The sequence below is a fragment of the Streptomyces sp. NPDC053432 genome (genome assembly GCF_055585365.1).
Map to the genome: position 1 here is coordinate 92,916 of NZ_JBVJKF010000020.1, position 15,893 is coordinate 108,808.

At 74.5% G+C, this 15,893-nt stretch carries 12 protein-coding genes; 4 read left to right on the top strand and 8 right to left on the bottom strand.

The features are described 5' to 3' along the window. Positions 1-29: 29 nt before the first annotated feature. The 3 genes from ACZ6Y1_RS28325 (at position 30) to ACZ6Y1_RS28335 (ending at position 2,068) form a co-directional block, all read left to right on the top strand. A complete protein-coding gene (locus ACZ6Y1_RS28325; protein ID WP_469635844.1) occupies positions 30-230 on the top strand; it encodes an MbtH family protein in 201 nt (66 codons plus the stop codon). An 83-nt stretch (positions 231-313) separates the two neighbouring features. Further along, the gene (locus tag ACZ6Y1_RS28330) at positions 314-1,639 is read left to right on the top strand and encodes an MFS transporter (RefSeq protein WP_469635849.1); all 1,326 of its coding nucleotides are present in this window, start codon (positions 314-316) and stop codon (positions 1,637-1,639) included. Positions 1,640-1,816: 177 nt separating this feature from the next. Beyond that, positions 1,817-2,068, top strand: a complete 252-nt coding sequence (locus tag ACZ6Y1_RS28335) for a hypothetical protein (RefSeq protein WP_469635851.1) — start codon at positions 1,817-1,819, stop codon at positions 2,066-2,068. Positions 2,069-2,155: 87 nt separating this feature from the next. Here ACZ6Y1_RS28335 and ACZ6Y1_RS28340 read toward each other — a convergent pair whose 3' ends face one another. Next, on the bottom strand, positions 2,156-2,734 hold the full coding sequence (locus ACZ6Y1_RS28340; protein WP_469635854.1) for a hypothetical protein: 579 nt from the start codon (positions 2,732-2,734) through the stop codon (positions 2,156-2,158). 97 nt (positions 2,735-2,831) lie between these two features. Beyond that, positions 2,832-3,866, bottom strand: coding sequence for a helix-turn-helix transcriptional regulator (locus tag ACZ6Y1_RS28345; RefSeq protein ID WP_469635857.1), 1,035 nt, complete (start codon positions 3,864-3,866; stop codon positions 2,832-2,834). A gap of 244 nt (positions 3,867-4,110) precedes the next feature. Here ACZ6Y1_RS28345 and ACZ6Y1_RS28350 point away from each other — a divergent pair, with 244 nt between their 5' ends. Next, the gene (locus tag ACZ6Y1_RS28350; protein WP_469635860.1) at positions 4,111-4,347 is read left to right on the top strand and encodes a response regulator transcription factor; all 237 of its coding nucleotides are present in this window, start codon (positions 4,111-4,113) and stop codon (positions 4,345-4,347) included. Here ACZ6Y1_RS28350 and ACZ6Y1_RS28355 read toward each other — a convergent pair. The 6 genes from ACZ6Y1_RS28355 to ACZ6Y1_RS28380 form a co-directional block, all read right to left on the bottom strand. Next, positions 4,341-5,654, bottom strand: a complete 1,314-nt coding sequence (locus tag ACZ6Y1_RS28355) for an MFS transporter (RefSeq protein WP_469635863.1) — start codon at positions 5,652-5,654, stop codon at positions 4,341-4,343. The genes ACZ6Y1_RS28350 and ACZ6Y1_RS28355 overlap by 7 nt on opposite strands. A gap of 47 nt (positions 5,655-5,701) precedes the next feature. Next, a complete protein-coding gene (locus tag ACZ6Y1_RS28360; RefSeq protein ID WP_469635865.1) occupies positions 5,702-7,243 on the bottom strand; it encodes an amino acid adenylation domain-containing protein in 1,542 nt (513 codons plus the stop codon). A gap of 85 nt (positions 7,244-7,328) precedes the next feature. After that, a complete protein-coding gene (locus ACZ6Y1_RS28365) occupies positions 7,329-10,580 on the bottom strand; it encodes a non-ribosomal peptide synthetase (RefSeq protein WP_469635870.1) in 3,252 nt (1,083 codons plus the stop codon). A 19-nt stretch (positions 10,581-10,599) separates the two neighbouring features. Continuing rightward, a complete protein-coding gene (locus ACZ6Y1_RS28370) occupies positions 10,600-13,845 on the bottom strand; it encodes a non-ribosomal peptide synthetase (RefSeq protein WP_469635871.1) in 3,246 nt (1,081 codons plus the stop codon). Beyond that, positions 13,842-15,653, bottom strand: a complete 1,812-nt coding sequence (locus ACZ6Y1_RS28375; protein WP_469635874.1) for a condensation domain-containing protein — start codon at positions 15,651-15,653, stop codon at positions 13,842-13,844. The genes ACZ6Y1_RS28370 and ACZ6Y1_RS28375 overlap by 4 nt, the downstream gene beginning before the upstream one ends. Beyond that, positions 15,646-15,870, bottom strand: a complete 225-nt coding sequence (locus ACZ6Y1_RS28380; protein ID WP_366451758.1) for an MbtH family protein — start codon at positions 15,868-15,870, stop codon at positions 15,646-15,648. The genes ACZ6Y1_RS28375 and ACZ6Y1_RS28380 overlap by 8 nt, the downstream gene beginning before the upstream one ends. Between the last annotated feature and the right edge of the window lie 23 nt (positions 15,871-15,893).

Genomic DNA, 15,893 nt, shown 5'->3' on the forward strand with positions numbered 1-15,893 from the left:
TCCACCACCAATCCATCGAGGAGAACACCATGAACGACGCGCCCCCGCAGCAGTACCTGGTCGTGGCCAACGACGAGGAGCAGTACTCCCTCTGGGAGGCCGGCCGGCCCGTCCCGCCCGGCTGGCACGACCAGGACGTACACGGCACCAAGGAGGAGTGCCTCGCGCACATCGAGCGGGTGTGGACGGACATGCGCCCGCTCAGCCTCCGCGTGAGCATGGCCGGCTGACCCGACGATCCCCGGGCACCACGCCGCCCGGCAGACCCACCGCGGGCTGCCGGGCGGCGCGGCGGTGCCGGAAGGAACCCCGTATGACCAGCTCGTACCCCGGCGGCTCCGCGTCATCGCGCCGCCGCACCCCACTGGGCGCCGTGGTGGCGGCCTGCGGGATCTCCTCGCTCGGCATGGCGGCGACACTGGTCGCCGTGCCCTGGTTCGTCCTGCACAGCACCGGCAGCGGAACCCGGACGGGGCTCGTCGCCACCGCCGAGGTGCTGGGGCTGCTGTGTTCCGCCGTGCTCGCGGGTCCGGTGGTCGACCGACTGCCCGTCCGTGCGACCAGCGTCGGAGCGGACCTGCTGACGGCCGCGTCGATCGGCCTGATCCCGCTCCTGCACGCCTGGGGCGCCCTGCCGCTGCCCGTCCTGATCGTCCTGGTCTTCCTGGTCGGGGCGGCCCGCGGCCCGTCCGACACCTCCAAGCAACTGCTCCTGCCCGGCGCGATGGAACGCGCGGGCGTCACGGCGGAGCGTGCAACCGGAGCGGTCGAGGGGGCCCGCCGGATCGGCATGATGGCGGGCGCGCCGCTGGCCGGCCTGCTCATCTCGACCGCCGGCCCCGTACGCACCCTGTTCGCGGACCTGGCGGCGATGGCGTTGTGCGCCCTCGTCGTGGCGACCCTGGTACCGGCGACGGCCCGTCCGCACCCGGTCGGCAACGGGCGACCACGGGGTTCCTACGCGCAGGAACTGCGCTTCGGAACCGGACAGTTGCGCAGGGACCGGCTCCTCGGCGCGATGGTGGGGGTCCTGATGCTGACCAACGCCCTGGACGGGGCGCTGAACGGGGTGCTCTACCCGGCGTACGGAACCCAGGTGCTGCGCAGCAGCGCCCTGTTCGGGGCGATGGTGACCGCCATGGGGGCCGGCGCGCTGCTCGGGGCGGCCCTGTACGGCTGGGCGGGGCACCGGATGCCGCGGCGCGCGGTGTTCGTCGGGGCCTTCGTCCTGGTCGGGGCGGTGCGGTGTGCCGCGCTGGCCGCCGAGCCCCCGGCGGCGGTACTGCTGGCGGTACTGGCCCTGTCCGGCGTCGGGTCGGGGATCGTGGGCCCGCTGATGATGTCGGTCGCCTACGAGCGGGTGCCCGAGGCGGTGCGGGGGCGGGTGTTCGGTCTGCTGGTCGCCGCCGCGTTGGCGGCGACGCCGCTGGGCATGCTCGGTGCGGGGCTGGCCCTGGACGCGGCGGGGCTGGTGCCGGCGCTGCTGGGGACGGGGGCGCTGTACCTCACGGTCACCCTGGCCCCGCTGGTCTTCCCGGTGTGGCAGGAGCTCGACGGCCGGGGCCCGGCGGAGCGCACGGAGCCGTCGGCCGAGCAGAGGTCTGCGGCCCCTGTGGGCGCGGGTTTTGTGACTGAATAGTCCCGGTCCATCAGGTTTTGCAGCCCCTCACCATCGCGCCAGGCAGCTTGATGAGCAGCCTGATCGATCACCGGGGGACCTTCCGCACGGCAAGGTTGGTCCTGCACCGACCGGCGCGGACGGCCCACGAAGTGGTCCACGCCCGGACCCGACCGCTCGTACCCCTGGGGGGATCCCATGCTCAAGCGTTACGTCGTCGCCCTGTCCATAGCCGCGTCCGCGCTGTTGCTGCCCACCGCCGGCGCCGCACAGGCCGCCGAGGGCGACACGGCCACGACGACCGTGACGACCACCACCGGGAGCGAGGGCAGCACCACCACGCAGACGCCGCGTCAGATCGTTCTGCCGGGCGGCCGGGCGGCGACGGTCGGCAACACGCCGCCGGGCGGCCGGGGCCGCGACACGAACGACAGCTCCTGGGGTGGCTGATCCCACTGGCCCGTAGGGCCGTCGGAAAAGAGGGGGGAGGGAGGATCGCATCGCGATCCTCCCTCCCCCCTTTCACCCCGCGCGCCGTCAACCGACCTTGCTGCCCAGACAGATGACCGCGTACCGGGCCCGCGCTGCGCCGACGCGGCGACGCGACCAGCCGGCCGGTACGTACAGCAGCTCGCCGGGCAGCAGCCGGCACTGGAAGGACTCCGGCCCGCCGCTGTCGCCGGTCCCGGTCAGCTGCCAGGTCACGGCCCCGGCGATCTGGTGGATCAGCAGGTGCTCCCGGCCCCCGGGCTGCCCGGTCCCGGCCGCGCCCGCACCGACGGCCGGGGCGGCCACGGCCGTCTCCACCCGGTCCAGCCGCACGGACAGGCCCGTCAGCGAGGCCAGTTCGGCGGTGAACCGGTCCACCTGCGCCGGGCACACACCGCGGCCCGCCGAGCCCGCCCGCCCGGTGTCGCAGGCGTCCTCGACCTCGTCGACTTCTTCGGCGTCACCGACGTCGTCACCGGCGTCATTGCCGTCGACGTCACCGAAGGCCGGGTTGTCGTACTCGGGCCACAGCACACCCGGCGCCCGGTCCAGGTGGACCGAGAGGAACAGGACGATCTCCCGCAGATGCGGGGCCGCCCGTTCCCAGGCTTCATCCGGCATGTCCATCACGTGCCCCTCTTGTTCGGCGGCTCCACAGCTCCCATCCCAGCAGCATGCGACACGCCCGCCGACCGCGACAGACACGAAAACGCGTGACACCAGGTCAGGAAGGCTGTACCAGTTCCCCGTCCACCTGGCCCTCGAGGTCCAGCAGTCCGCGCGCGGCGGCGGCCACACCGGCCTGGAAGCGACTGCCCGCCCCCAGCTCCTGCATGATGTCGGCGATGTGGCGCCGGGCGGTGCGCAGCGACATGCCGAGGCGACGGGCGATGGCCTCGTCCTTCAGCCCCGCCGCGAGCAGCCGGATGATCGTCTCGTGGATCTCGCGGGCCACCTCCTCGAGCCCCTGACCCGCGGCGGCCGAGAACGGGGAGGCCAGGTCCCAGGTCTGGTCGAAGATGCTGCACAGGTAGGCGACGGTCGACGGCTCGCGGATCACCACGGCGCCCCAACTGCCGTCGGAGACCGGTATGAAGGCCAGTTCCCGGTCGAAGACGATGAGCCGGCCGAACAGTTCGTGCGCGGTGCGGTACTGCGCCCCCAGTACGGACGCGGCCGCGACGTAGGCCTGACTCGGCCCGTTGAAGCGGGCCGTGTGGTGGTAAAGGGTCCGGATCGAGACCCCGCGCTGGAGCATCGTCTCGTCCCGCCGCAGCGCCTCCTGCATCGCCTCCGGCACCCTGCTGCCGCCCCCGGGTTGCGAGCTGATCATCTCGGTCGTGCAGTTGAGGGAGGCCCGGTTGAGTGCCCCGCGCACGTCCTCCAGGCTCTCCAGGACCTCCAGCGACTCCCCCGGGGCCCGGCGGCCCAGATAATGCGGCAGGAAGCGACCCAGCTCCTCGCGGATCTCGCTGATCGCGCGCTGCTGGTCGCGGATCTGCGCCTCCAGAGGCGCGACGAGTTGCTCGGCGGCCGTGTCCGGAGCCACCGCGAAGGCGACCGCCGGGTCGCTCGGGCTCACGTGCAGCAGGCGTGAGGCGCGCAGGCGGGTCACACTGTGCCGGACCTCGTCCGCCTCGCGCCCCGTACCGGCGGCCACCGCGTCCACGTCCACCGTCCGGTGTTCGAGCACCCAGCCGTAGACATCGATGTCGACATCGGCATTGTTCGAATCCGGCGACACGTCAGATGTTTGCATTGCCCCACTTTGCCTTTTTCGCCCCTGGTCGCTTTACTGCCAAGCACTTTGGTGAGGTGCCCGCCCCCTGGCGCCAGGATAAGCAGGGCGAAAGGCTGGACCACACGAACAGCAGCGGGTGTTTGGCCACTTCAGGCCCCGGACGTCCGAAACGGTGCGATCACACCCAAAGTGATCGCACCGCCACCGGGGGTGCCGAGCCCCGCCGCTCCCCCACTCCTTCGATCCGGAATCCGGAGCCCACATGCTGCACACCACCACGCTCACCGCCCGCGCGCCGGAGCCGGAGCTGCCCTCCCTGACCCCCCGCGAGCAGGAGGTCCTCGCCTACCTCGCACAGGGGGACACCTACCGGATGATCGCGTGCCGGATGGGGCTGAGCCCGCACACGGTCGACACCTATCTGCGCCGGCTGCGCAGCAAGACCGGCGCGGCGAACCGGACCCAGCTCACCCACATCGCCTTCCGGATGGGCTACTGAGCCGGCCGCGCGCCCGTAACCTCCGCCTCGGCCCCGACCACCGGGGCATCGTCCTCGAACGTGCGCATCCGCCGCAGCGGGGAGCGGAGCAGGACCAGCGGGGCCGCCGACAGGGCCGCGGCGCACACCCACAGCGCGTCCCGCACTCCCAGGAGTTCACCGAGGAGTCCCGCCAGCAGTCCGCTCAGGGGCAGCACGCCCCACACCAGGAAGCGCATGGTGGCGGTCATCCGGCCGAGCAGGTGGGGCGGGCAGACCGTCTGCCGGTAGGTGACCTGGCAGATGTTGTACAGGGTGACGCCGGCCGACTGGACGAGCGATCCGAGCACGAACAGGCCGATCCGCCAGTCCTTGTCGGCCAGCGGGAGCAGTAGCCCGAAGGGCATGGTCACCAGCAGGGACAGCCACGTGAGCCGGGCCGCGCCGACGGCCCGGGTCACCCGGTCCGCGGCGGTGGCGGCCAGCACCGAGCCGATCGTGGCCGTCGTCAGCACCCAGCCGACGGCCGCGGGCGGCAGCCCGACGGTCCGGGTCAGGAAGAGCACCTCGATGGCCATGACCGCACTGAGGAACAGGTTCACGGCGGCCGTGTTCAGGGCGATGAGCCGCAGGATCCGGTGGCTCAGGACGTAGCTCAGCCCCTCGCGGACCTCACGCAGCAGGTGCCGGCGCGGGGCCGGTTCCGGCTTCTCCTCCCGGGCCCCGATCCGGCCCAGCAGGACCACGGACACCACTGAGGTGACGGCCTGGCCGGCCAGCGTCCCGGCCGCGCCCAGCAGTTGCACCAGGAATCCGGCGATGCCGGGGCCGGCGAATTCGGCCCCCGAACGCACCGTCTCCAGCTTCGAGTTGCCCGCGATCAGGGTGTTCTTGCCGATGAGGGTCGGAAGATAGCTCTGATCGGCGACGTCACCGAACAGCCGGGCGCAGCCCAGCAGCAGGGCGACCGCGTACAGCAGCGGCATCGAGTGCAGGTCCAGCAGGTAGGCCACCGGCAGCGCCGTCAGCAGGAGGGCGCGCGCCAGGTCGGCGGCCATCATCACGCGGCGCTTGCGCATCCGGTCCACCCAGGCCCCGGCGGGCAGGCCCAGCAGCAGGAACGCCGCGTGTTCCGCCGCGGACAGCAGACCCGCCTGCATCGCCGAGGCGTCGAGGGTGAGCACCGCCATCAGCGGCAGGGCCACGTACGTGATGCTGCCGCCCAGCTCGTTGCAGATGTGCGAGGACATGAAGAGACGGAAGTCGCTGCGCTGCCGGCGCTCCACGGCCTGGCCGGTCTCGGCGGACTCGTCGGTGGTGACGGACACGGGTGCGTTCCTTGTCTGGTCGCGGACGGGGTCCGCGGGGTGCGGGTTCATCGGAGGGCGGGCGCGGGGAGCGCCTTGGGGTCGAGCTTGCCGCCCGGGGTACGGGGCAGCCGCTCCATCAGTGTCACCACGGCCGGTACGAGGTATCCGGGCATCTTGGCCAGCAGGTGACGGCGCAGTTCGTCCGGGGTGAGGGGGCTGTCCACCGTGACGGCGGCCCAGGCGGCGAGCTGCGGTCCGTCGGCCGCCGCGACCGCGCGCACGACCACGTCGACGACGTCGGGGTGGGCGGACACGGCCGCCTCCACCTCCTTGAGTTCGACGCGGTGGCCGCGGATCTTGACCTGGTCGTCGGCGCGCCCGAGGAAGACGAGCGGGCCGCCGCCACAGGCGCGGACGACCCGGTCGCCCGTGCGGTACATGCGCCCGCCCGGGGAGTCGGCGAAGGGGTCGGCGACGAACCGCTCGGAGGTCAGGCCCGGCCGGCCGTGGTAGCCGCGCGCCAGGCAGGAACCCGCGAGGTACAGCTCGCCCGCGGTGCCGGGGGGCGCCTCGCGCAGTTCCTCGTCCAGGACGTACGCCCGCACACCGGACAGGGGTTCGCCGAGCGGGATCAGCTCCTCGCCGGTGAAGCCGGCGAGTTCGGCCGGTGCCGGCTCGTAGGAGGTGGCGGTGATCGTGGACTCGGTGAGCCCGTAGCAGCTGATCACCGGGGGCCGGCCGGCCGTCGTCCAGCGCGTGAGGTCCGCGGTGCGGCCCGCGTCGCTGCCGATCACCACCCGGCGCAGTGCGGACGGCAGCGGCCGGGGGGCGCGCTCCAGGTCCTTGGCCCACTGCGACCAGTACGGGGTGGGCAGGTTGACGAGGCTGATCCGCTCCGCGGCCAGGAACGGCTCCAGTTCGGCGGGCGACAGGACGTTGTCCTTGACGAAGACGGCCGCGCCGCCCGTGCACCAGGTGGGCAGGGCCTCCTCCAGGCTGACGTCGAAGGCGGGGGCCGCGAACTGCAGGACCACGTCCTGCTCGGTCAGCCCGTAGCGTTCGGCCAGGGTGGCGACCTGTGCGGCGAGTCCGGCGTGGCCGACCGCCACGGGCTTGGGCTGCCCGGTGGATCCGGAGGTGAAGAGCACGTAGGCGAGGGACCCCGGTGCGACGTCGGCGGGCGGCGCCGCCGACGTGGGGGCCGGGGTCGTGGTGGACGCCCAGAACAGCTCGCTCCCGGTGCGGCGTTGCAGCATCGCGGCGGCGTAGGTGTCCGGGGCGACCGCGTGCCGGGTGCCGGCGGCTCGCAGCAGGGTGCGCAGCCGCTCGTCGGGGGCGTCGAGGTCCACCAGGAGGGGCGCCGCGCCGGCGTACCAGATGCCCAGCAGCCCCACCGCCCAGTGGACGCCGCGGCGCACCCCCAGGAGCACGGTGTCCTCCGGCCCGGCGCCGGCCGCGCGCAGCTCCTCGGCCACCGCGCGCGCCCGCCGGTCGAATTGACGGTACGTCAGTTGGCCTTCGGGTCCGCGGACGGCGGTGGCCTCGGGTGTGAGCCCCGCCCGGTGCGCGATGCGCAGGGGCACGGGGGTGGTCTCGGTCGGGCTCATGGTGGTGGTGTCTCCTGGGGGTGCGGTCGGGCTCTTCGCGGCGCGGTCGGACCTTGTCAGGCCTGGTCAGGCCTGGTGGGGCCGGTTACGCCCGCTCACGGGAGCGGGGGCGCAGCGCGGGCCGGGCGGGGGCGGTGGCGGCCTCGGCGAGGCGGGCGGCGATGCCCGCGGGGGTGGGCGTCTCGAAGAGATCGCGGATGTTCAGCCGTACGCCGAGTTCGGTGCCGATCCGGCCGGCCAGCCGGGTGGCGAGGAGCGAGTGGCCGCCGTGGGCGAAGAAGTCGTCGTCCATCCCGGCCTCCTGGAGGCCGAGGACGGAGGCGAAGATCTCGCAGACCGTCTTCTCGGTGGGGGTGGCGGGCAGCCGTCCGGCCGGGCGGTGCACGGTGGCCGGGTCGGGGAGCGCCTTGCGGTCGAGCTTGCCGTTGACGGTGAGCGGGAACCGCGGCAGGTGCAGGAACAGCGACGGGACCATGTAGTTGGGGAGGTTCCGGCCCAGTTCCGTGCGGACCTCCTCGGCGGTGGGCGTGCCGGTGAAGTAGCAGATGAGCCGCTGCTGGCCCGCGTGGTCCCGGTCGACGGCGACCACGGCCTCGCCGACGCCCGGCACGGCGCGCAGCGCGGTCTCCACCTCGCCCAGTTCGATGCGGTTGCCGCGGACCTTGACCTGGTGGTCCTGGCGGCCGAGGAAGTCGAGCTGGCCGTCGGCCCGCATCCGGGCGAGGTCGCCGGTGCGGTACATGCGGCTGCCGGGCACGGTGGAGAACGGGTCGGGGACGTAGCGCTCGCTGGAGCGGCGCGGATCGCGCAGGTATCCGGGGCCCACGCCGGTGCCGCCGATGAAGAGTTCGCCGGGCACACCCGGCGGTACGGGGGCGAGCGCGGCGTCCAGCAGGTAGAGGGAGTTGTTGCGCAGCGGCCGTCCGACGGGCAGCCGGCCGTGTTCCAGCTGGGCGTGGACGTCGGGGCCGATGAAGGCGTGCGTGTTGTCGTCGGAGCACTCGGTGAGGCCGTAGGCGTTGACGATCGCGGCCTGCGGGTGGCGCGCGTACCAGCGGGTGCACAGTTCGGGCGGCAGTACCTCGCCGTTGACGATGAACCAGCGCAGCTCGGGCAGGGCCGGCGGCAGCACGCCGGTGTCCCACAGGTCGACGGCGGCGCGGACGAAGGAGGGCACGGTCTCCAGGACGGTGATCCCCCGGCGGGCGGCGTCGTCGAAGAGGGCGGCCGGGTCGCGGGCGGTGTCGCGGGTGACCAGGTGGACCTGTCCGCCGGTGATCAGCGGGGCGAGCATCTGCCACACGGAGATGTCGAAGGTGAGCGGGGCGTTCATCACCACGCGGTCGCCGTCGCCGAGTCCGAGGTCCTCGACCTTGGCCAGGAGGTGGTTGTTCATGCCCCGGCGGTGGACCATGGCGCCCTTGGGCTTGCCGGTGGAGCCCGAGGTGAAGCAGACGTAGGCGAGGGCGTCGGGTCCGCCGGCCGGTGCCGGGCGCTCGCCCGGGGCCACGGCGGCCGCGTCGTCGATCACCAGGACGGGCAGCCCGCCGGGGACCGCGGCGGCGATCTCCTCGGCACGCGCCCGCTGTTCGGGGGCGGCCAGCAGGCGGGCGATCCCGCCGCTCGCCAGGAGGTCGGCGGTGCGGGCGACGGGTCCCTCCGGGTCGAGGGGGACGTAGGCCGCACCGGAGCCGAGGATGCCGAGCATCGCGACGGGGACGCGGGCGGTGGGTTCGCTGAGTACGGCGACCAGGTCGCCGGGGCGCACCCCGTCGGCGAGCAGGGCCAGGGCGAGGGCGTCGGCGCGGGCCACGAGGTCCGCGTAGCCCAGTTCGCGGCCGGTGTCGTCGGTGGTGGCGACGGCGTCGGGGCGGCGCACGGCCTGCTGCCGGACCCGCTCGACGACCTCCGCGTACTCCTCGTCGCGGGCCGTGTCGTTCCATTCGACCAGGACGCGGTGCCGTTCGGCGGGCGAGAGCAGGTCCACGGTGCCCACCGGGCACGTGGGGTCCTCGGCGACGGCTTCCAGGAGCCGGGCGAGGCGTTCGACCATGGCCTGGGCGGTGGCGCGGTCGAAGACGTCCGGCCGGTAGTCGATCTGCAGCCGCAGCCGGTCGCCGGGGATGGCGGTCAGCGAGAGCGGATAGTGGGCGGCGTCGTACGGGTCCACTGCGGTGACCTGGAGCCCGCCCGCGCCGAGTGCGGCGAGGCCGGCCGCGTCGACCGGGTAGTTCTGGAAGGCGACGCAGGAGTCGAAGAGCTCGCCCGCTCCCGCGAGCCGCTGGATCTCGACCAGGCCCAGGTGGTGGTGGTCGATCAGGCGCGCCTGCTCGTCCTGGAGCCGCTCGAACAGCGCGACGAGGGACTCGGCCGGGTCGATCCGTACCCGGACCGGCACGGTGTTGATGCACAGGCCCACGATGTCGGCGACGCCGGGCAGTTCGGGGTCGCGGCCGCTGACGATGGCGCCGAAGACCACGTCCTCGGAGCGGATCTGCCGGCCGAGCAGGAGTGCCCAGGCTCCCTGGAGCAGGGTTCCGGAGGTGATCCGGTGGGCGCGGGCGAGGGCGCCGAGCCGTTCGGTGAGGGACTCGGGCAGGTACGTCTCCACGCGGTCGGGCAGCACCGAGCCGGGCGGCGGGGACACGGGCGCGGTACGGGTTCCGCCGGGCAGGCCGTCCAGGGCGCGGGTCCAGGCGTCCTGGGCGGCGGCCGTGTCGCGGCTGTGGAGCCGGCTCAGGAAGGCGGAGTACGGGGTGACGGGTCCCAGCGGCGCGTCGTCGGCGTGGTGCAGGGCGAGGAGTTCGCGGACCAGGACCGGCCAGGACCACCCGTCCATCACGATGTGGTGGTAGGTCAGCAGCAGCCGGTGGGACAGCGGGCCGGTGCGGACGAGGGTGAAGCGCAGCAGCGGCGGCCGGGCGAGGTCGAAGCGGGTGGCCCGGTCCTCGGCGAGGAGGGTGTCGACGGCGGCGGTGCGTTCGCTCTCGCCGAGCCCGGACAGGTCCACCTGCTGCCAGGGGGCCCGTACGCCGCGCCGGACGACCTGGGCGGGTTCGCCGGTGGCCCGGCGCAGGAAGCCGGCTCGGAGGTTGGCGTGCCTGTCCAGGACGGTGTCGGCGGCGGCGCGCAGCCGGTCCGCGTCGAGGGGGCCGTCGAGGTCGAGGAGCAGCTGGGCCACGTAGACGTCGCGTTCCTCCTCGTCGAAGAGGGCGTGGAAGAGGATGCCGTCCTGGAGCGGGGACAGCGGCAGGACGTCCTCGACCAGGGAGCGGGCGGCGCGGGCCGGGGTGTCGGCGGGTGCGGCGGCGGCAGGGGTGGACAGCGGGTGGTTCACGGTGGTGTTCCTTCGGTGGTCAGGCGGTCTGGGCGCGGCGGGCCCGGCGGACGATCGGCGGGTCCTCGGCACCGGCTCCGGCGGCCGTGGCCGCGGGCAGGGCGGCGGCCAGTTCGGCGACGGTGGGGCCGGTGAAGAACTGGCGGATGCCGACGGCACCGCCGAACCGGTCCCGGACCTCGGCGAGCAGCTGGGTGGCGAGCAGGGAGTGTCCGCCGAGGTCGAAGAAGCTGTCGTGGACGCCGATGTGCGGGACGCCCAGGACCTGCTCCCAGATTGCGCACAGGGCGCGCTCGTCGTCGGTGCGCGGCTCCTGGCGGCGCCCCGCGGTGCCGGTCGTCGCAGGGCCGGGCACGGGCAGGGCGGCCAGGTCGGTCTTGCCGTTGGCGGTCACGGGGAAGGCGTCGAGCAGGGTGAGGGTGGCGGGCACCATGTAGTCGGGCAGCCGGGCGCGCAGGTGCTCGCGCAGTTCCCGCGGGTCGGGTGCGGGGGTGCCCTCGGCGGGGACGGCGTAGCCCGCCAGCGCGGGGCCGGCGGCCGTGTCCACGACGGTGACGGCGGCCTGGCCCACCGCCGGGTGGCCGGCCAGGACGTGCTCGATCTCGGCGGGTTCGATGCGCAGGCCACGGATCTTGACCTGCCGGTCGGCGCGGCCGAGGTACTCGACATGGCCGCCGGCGGTCCAGCGGGCCAGGTCGCCGGTGCGGTACATGCGGCTGCCCGGGGGGCCGTACGGGCAGGCGACGAAGCGTTCGGCGGTCAGCCCGGGCCGGCCGAGGTAGCCCTGGGCGAGTCCGGCGCCCGCGATGTAGAGCTCGCCGGTGACGCCGGGCGGTACGAGGCCGAGCCGTTCGTCCAGGACGTGCAGCCGCGTACCGTCGAGGGGGCGGCCGATCGGGACCTGTCCGGTGGGGGCCTCCTGGCCCGGGCCGACGGCGAAGGTCGCCGCGAAGGTGGTGGTCTCGGTGGGTCCGTAGGCGTTGGTGACGGTGGTGCGGGGGCAGGCCTCGCGGACCCGGCGGACCATGGACGGCGAGGCGGCCTCGCCTCCGGTCATCACCTCGTGCAGCGTGCCGAGCGCGGGCAGGCAGCGGTCGGCGAGGACGTTGAAGAGGGTGGCGGTGAGGAAGGTCCCGGTGACCTTCTCCTCGGCCATCAGCCGGGCCAGCGCGTCGACGTCGAGTTCGCCGGGCGGGGCGACGACGACCAGGCCGCCGTTCAGGAGCGGCACCCACAGTTCGTAGGTGGAGGCGTCGAAGGCGTGCGGCGAGCGGAACAGCACCCGCTCGTGCGCGCCGCCGCGCCAGCGCCGGTCGGTGGCGAGGGCGACGACCTCGCGGTGGGAGACGGCCACGCCCTTGGGGGTGCCGGTGGAGCCGGAGGTGTACATCAGGTAGGCGAGCGCGTCGGCGTGCCCGCTCGGCCCGCTCGGCCCGCTCGGCCCGGCGGTCCCTGTGGTCCCAGCCGTCCCGGCCGTCCCGGCTTCCGTGGCTGACCGTCCGTCCGGCCGCAGTACGTGACGCGGACCCGCCGGTACGGGCTGCCCGTCCGGGACGTCGGTGACGAGGACGGCGGCCCCGGCCGCGGTGAGCACGGCCTCGGTACGGGCCCGCGGAGCCCGCGCGTCCAACGGCAGGTAGGCGGCGCCCGCCTTGAGGATGCCCAGGCAGGCGGCGACGAGGTCGGCGGAGCGGTCCATCAGTACGGCGACGGACTCGCCCGGCCGGATGCCGAGGGCGCGCAGCCGTCCGGCGATCCGGTCCGCCTGGGCGTCGAGTTCGCCGTACGTGGTCTCCCGGCCGGCGCAGAGCACGGCGGGGCGGCCCGGGTGGGCGGCGGCCCGCTCCTCGAAGGCCCCGTGGACGGTCCGGGCGTCGGGGTCGACGGGCGCGCCCTGCCAGTGCTCCAGCAGGTCGGCACGCTCCCCGGGCAGCAGGACGTCGAGTGCGGACAGCGGGACGCCGGGCTCGCGGACGACTGCGCCGATGAGGTGAACGAGACGGTCCAGCAGGCGTCGGGCCGTGGCCCCGTCGAACAGGTCGCTCGCGTACTCCAGTCCGAGGGCCACGCCCAGGGGCTGCCCGGTGGCCGGGTCGTGGAGCTCCTCCACCTCCAGGGTGAGGTCGAACTTGGCGGTGTCGGTGCGCACCGCCTCCACCTCGGCCCGCAGGCCCGCGAAGGCGGGGGGCAGCGGCTCGCCGCGCTGGGCGGAGACGGCGACCTGGAAGAGCGGGTGGCGGGCGGGCGAGCGGGCCGGGTTGAGGCGCTCGACCAGCGATTCGAAGGGCAGTTCCTGGTGCGCGTACGTCTCCAGGGCGGCGGTGCGCACCCGGCCCAGCAGCTCCGTGAAGGTGGGGTCGCCCGAGGTGTCGGCGCGCACGATCAGGGTGTTGACGAAGAGGCCCACGAGCTCGGTGAGGGCTTCGTCGTCCCGGCCGTCGACGGGGCAGCCCAGCGGCAGGTCGGTGCCGGCGCCGAGGCGGGTGAGCAGGGCAGCGAAAGCGGCCTGGACGGCCATGAACGGGGTGGCGCGGGCGCCCTGGGCCAGCGCGGCCAGTCCGGCGTGGACGGCGGCGTCGGTCCGTGCCTCCACCAGCGCGCCCCGGTGGCCGGCCACGGCCGGGCGCGGCCGGTCGGCGGGCAGTGGCAGTTCCTCGGGCAGGCCGTCGAGGACGGCCGCCCAGTGGGTGAGCAGCCGGCCGTGCAGGGAGGCGGGGTCCTGGGCGGGGCCGAGGAGTTCACGCTGCCAGAGCGCGTAGTCCGGGTACTGGACGGGCAGTTCGGGCCACTCGGGCGACCGGCCGGCGCAGCGGGCGGTGTAGGCGGCGGCGAGGTCGCGGAGGAGGATGTTCACGGAGTGGCCGTCGCCCGCGATGTGGTGCAGGACCAGGAGCAGGTAGGGGTCCTCGGCTCCGTCGGTGAACAGGTCGGCGCGCAGGGGTGGTTCGGAGCGGAGGTCGAACGGCCGGGACGAGGCCTCCTCGGCCCGCAGGGCGCGTTCGGCAGGCGGGCAGTCGGTGACGGTGAGCACCGGGGCGGCGTCCGCGGGGTCCAGGACCCGCTGGTGGGGGCGGCCCGCCTGGTCGGGGAAGACGGTGCGCAGTGCCTCGTGGCGGCCGCTGACGTCCGCGAGCGCGGCACGCAGGGCCCGGCGGTCGAGGGCGCCGCGCAGCCGCAGTCCGACGGGGATGTGGTAGAGCGCGCCGTCGGCGCCGTCCCGGGCGTGGAACCACAGCCGCTGCTGGGCGTGGGACAGAGGGATCACAACAGGGCTCCGAGCTGGGATTCGAAGGTGTCGAGGTCGGCCTGGCTGACCTGGACGAGGGAGACGTCGGAGGGGGTCAGCCCGCCGGCGTCGGGGCGGGCGGCATGGGTGACGACGGCGCGCAGCATGGTGAACCACTCCCGCGCGAGGTCGTGGACCCACGGACCGGGCAGGGCGTTGCCCGCCCAGGTCCAGGTGGCGCTGAGCATGGGGCCGTCCGGGCCTTCGTGGGCGGCCGCGTTGACCTCCACGGCGTGGGCCATCGGGAGGCCTTCGTCGGCGTCGTCGAGGGCGAAGGCGTGGCCGGGCGCGGCGTCCCAGGGGGCGTCGCCGCCCATCGGGAACCGGCCGAGGTAGTTGAAGCCGATCTGGGGGATGCCGCGGGCGGCGAGATCGGCCCCGGTACGGGAGTTGAGGTGGCGCAGCAGGCCGAAGCCGATGCCCTTGTCGGGTACGGCGCGCAGTTCCTCCTTGACCAGCCGCAGGGCGGCGCCGACCGCGGGTCCGCCCGCGCGGGCCTCGTCGAGGTCGGGGCGGCCCAGCGCGAGGCGGACGGGGAACACGGTGGTGAACCAGCCGACGGTGCGGGAGAGGTCGGTGCCGTCGACGATGTCCTCCCGGCCGTGGCCCTCGACGTCGATGAGGACGGCGCCCTCCTGGTCCGCCCCGTCCGCCCCGTCCGCCCCGTCGGCGCCGTCGGCGCCGCGCCGGCCGAGCACGGCGAGGGCCAGGGCGGTCAGCAGCACGTCGTTGACGGTGCCGTTGACGAGGCCGGGCGCGGTGGTGAGCAGGGGGCCCGTCACGTCCGGCCCGAGGGTCAGGGTGAGGGTGTTCTCCGGACTCTCGGGGTCGAGGCCGCCGGCCGGGCGGACCCCGGCCAGGGGCTGGGGGGCTTCACGCAGGACGGCGGCCCAGCGGTCGGCCTCGCTGGTCCGGCGGCCGGAGGTGGCCTCCGCGCGCAGCAGGTCGGCCCAGTGCGCGAAGGGGGTCGGCGCCGGTTCCAGGACGGGCTCGCGTCCCTCGGTGAGGGCCGTCCAGCAGCTGCGCAGGTCGTCCTGGAGGATCCGCCAGGAGACGCCGTCGACCACGAGGTGGTGGATGACGAGCGCGAGCCGTCCCTGCTGTCCGGCTCCCCGGTCCAGGCGTACGGCGCGCAGCATGTGGCCGTCGCGGGGCGAGAGCAGCCGCCGTGCGGCCCGCATCCGCTCCCGGGTCAGGGCGGGGAGTTCCGCCTTGCCGGTCCCGCGGGCGTCCACGTGCTCCAGCAGGTCCGCCGCGGCGACGGAGCCCGCGGGCGGTACGACCGGTTCGGCGCCGGTGGCCCCGATCCCGTCGGGCAGTCGCAGGCGGAGCATCTCGTGGGTGTCCAGGAGCGCCTGGACGGTGCGTTCGGCGGCGGCCGCCCCGAAGCCCGGCGGGGTGCGCAGGACGAGCGACTGGTTGTAGGTGTCGACGGGACCGCCGAGTTCGGCGAGCCAGCCCATGATGGGGGTGGGTGCCAGCGGGCCCAGGCGGCGCGCGGGCGTGGTCGGCCCGGCGTCCTCGCCCACCCGGCCCTGGGCGCGGGCGGTGGCGGCGAGCGCGCTCACGCTCTCCGCGCGGAGCACGTCGCGGGTGCTGACGACCAGGCCGGCCGCGCGGGCACGGCTGACGACCTGGATCGCCTGGATGCTGTCGCCGCCCAGCCCGGTGAAGCTGTGGCCCGCGTCGACCTCGGCGCGGCCGAGCACCTCGGCGAAGAGGGTGCGCAGGGTCCGTACGGGGTCGGGTCCGGCCGGGTGCCCGGTGCGGTGGAGGGGCTCAGCCACGGGGCGCGTTCCCGGCGAGGGCGGCCACCAGGGAGGCGGGGCGCATGTCGGTCCAGACCCGCTCGACGTGGTCCAGGCAGGCCTGGCGGCCGTCGGGGCCGTGCACCACGGTCCAGCCGGCCGGGACGGGGTTGGCGGCGGGCCACAGGGAGTGCTGGAGCTCGTCGTTGCGGACCACGACGTAGGAGGCGTTGTCGTTCTCGAAGGGGTTGCTCATGGCGGTTCGCCTTTCGGGTCGGG

Coding starts and splice junctions, on each gene's coding strand:
- ACZ6Y1_RS28380 (WP_366451758.1), bottom strand. CDS start 15,870: ATGAGCAACCCCTTCGAGAACGACAACGCCTCCTACGTCGTGGTCCGC.
- ACZ6Y1_RS28340 (WP_469635854.1), bottom strand. CDS start 2,734: ATGGACATGCCGGATGAAGCCTGGGAACGGGCGGCCCCGCATCTGCGG.
- ACZ6Y1_RS28330 (WP_469635849.1), top strand. CDS start 314: ATGACCAGCTCGTACCCCGGCGGCTCCGCGTCATCGCGCCGCCGCACC.
- ACZ6Y1_RS28360 (WP_469635865.1), bottom strand. CDS start 7,243: ATGAGCCCGACCGAGACCACCCCCGTGCCCCTGCGCATCGCGCACCGG.
- ACZ6Y1_RS28350 (WP_469635860.1), top strand. CDS start 4,111: ATGCTGCACACCACCACGCTCACCGCCCGCGCGCCGGAGCCGGAGCTG.
- ACZ6Y1_RS28345 (WP_469635857.1), bottom strand. CDS start 3,866: ATGCAAACATCTGACGTGTCGCCGGATTCGAACAATGCCGATGTCGAC.
- ACZ6Y1_RS28335 (WP_469635851.1), top strand. CDS start 1,817: ATGCTCAAGCGTTACGTCGTCGCCCTGTCCATAGCCGCGTCCGCGCTG.
- ACZ6Y1_RS28325 (WP_469635844.1), top strand. CDS start 30: ATGAACGACGCGCCCCCGCAGCAGTACCTGGTCGTGGCCAACGACGAG.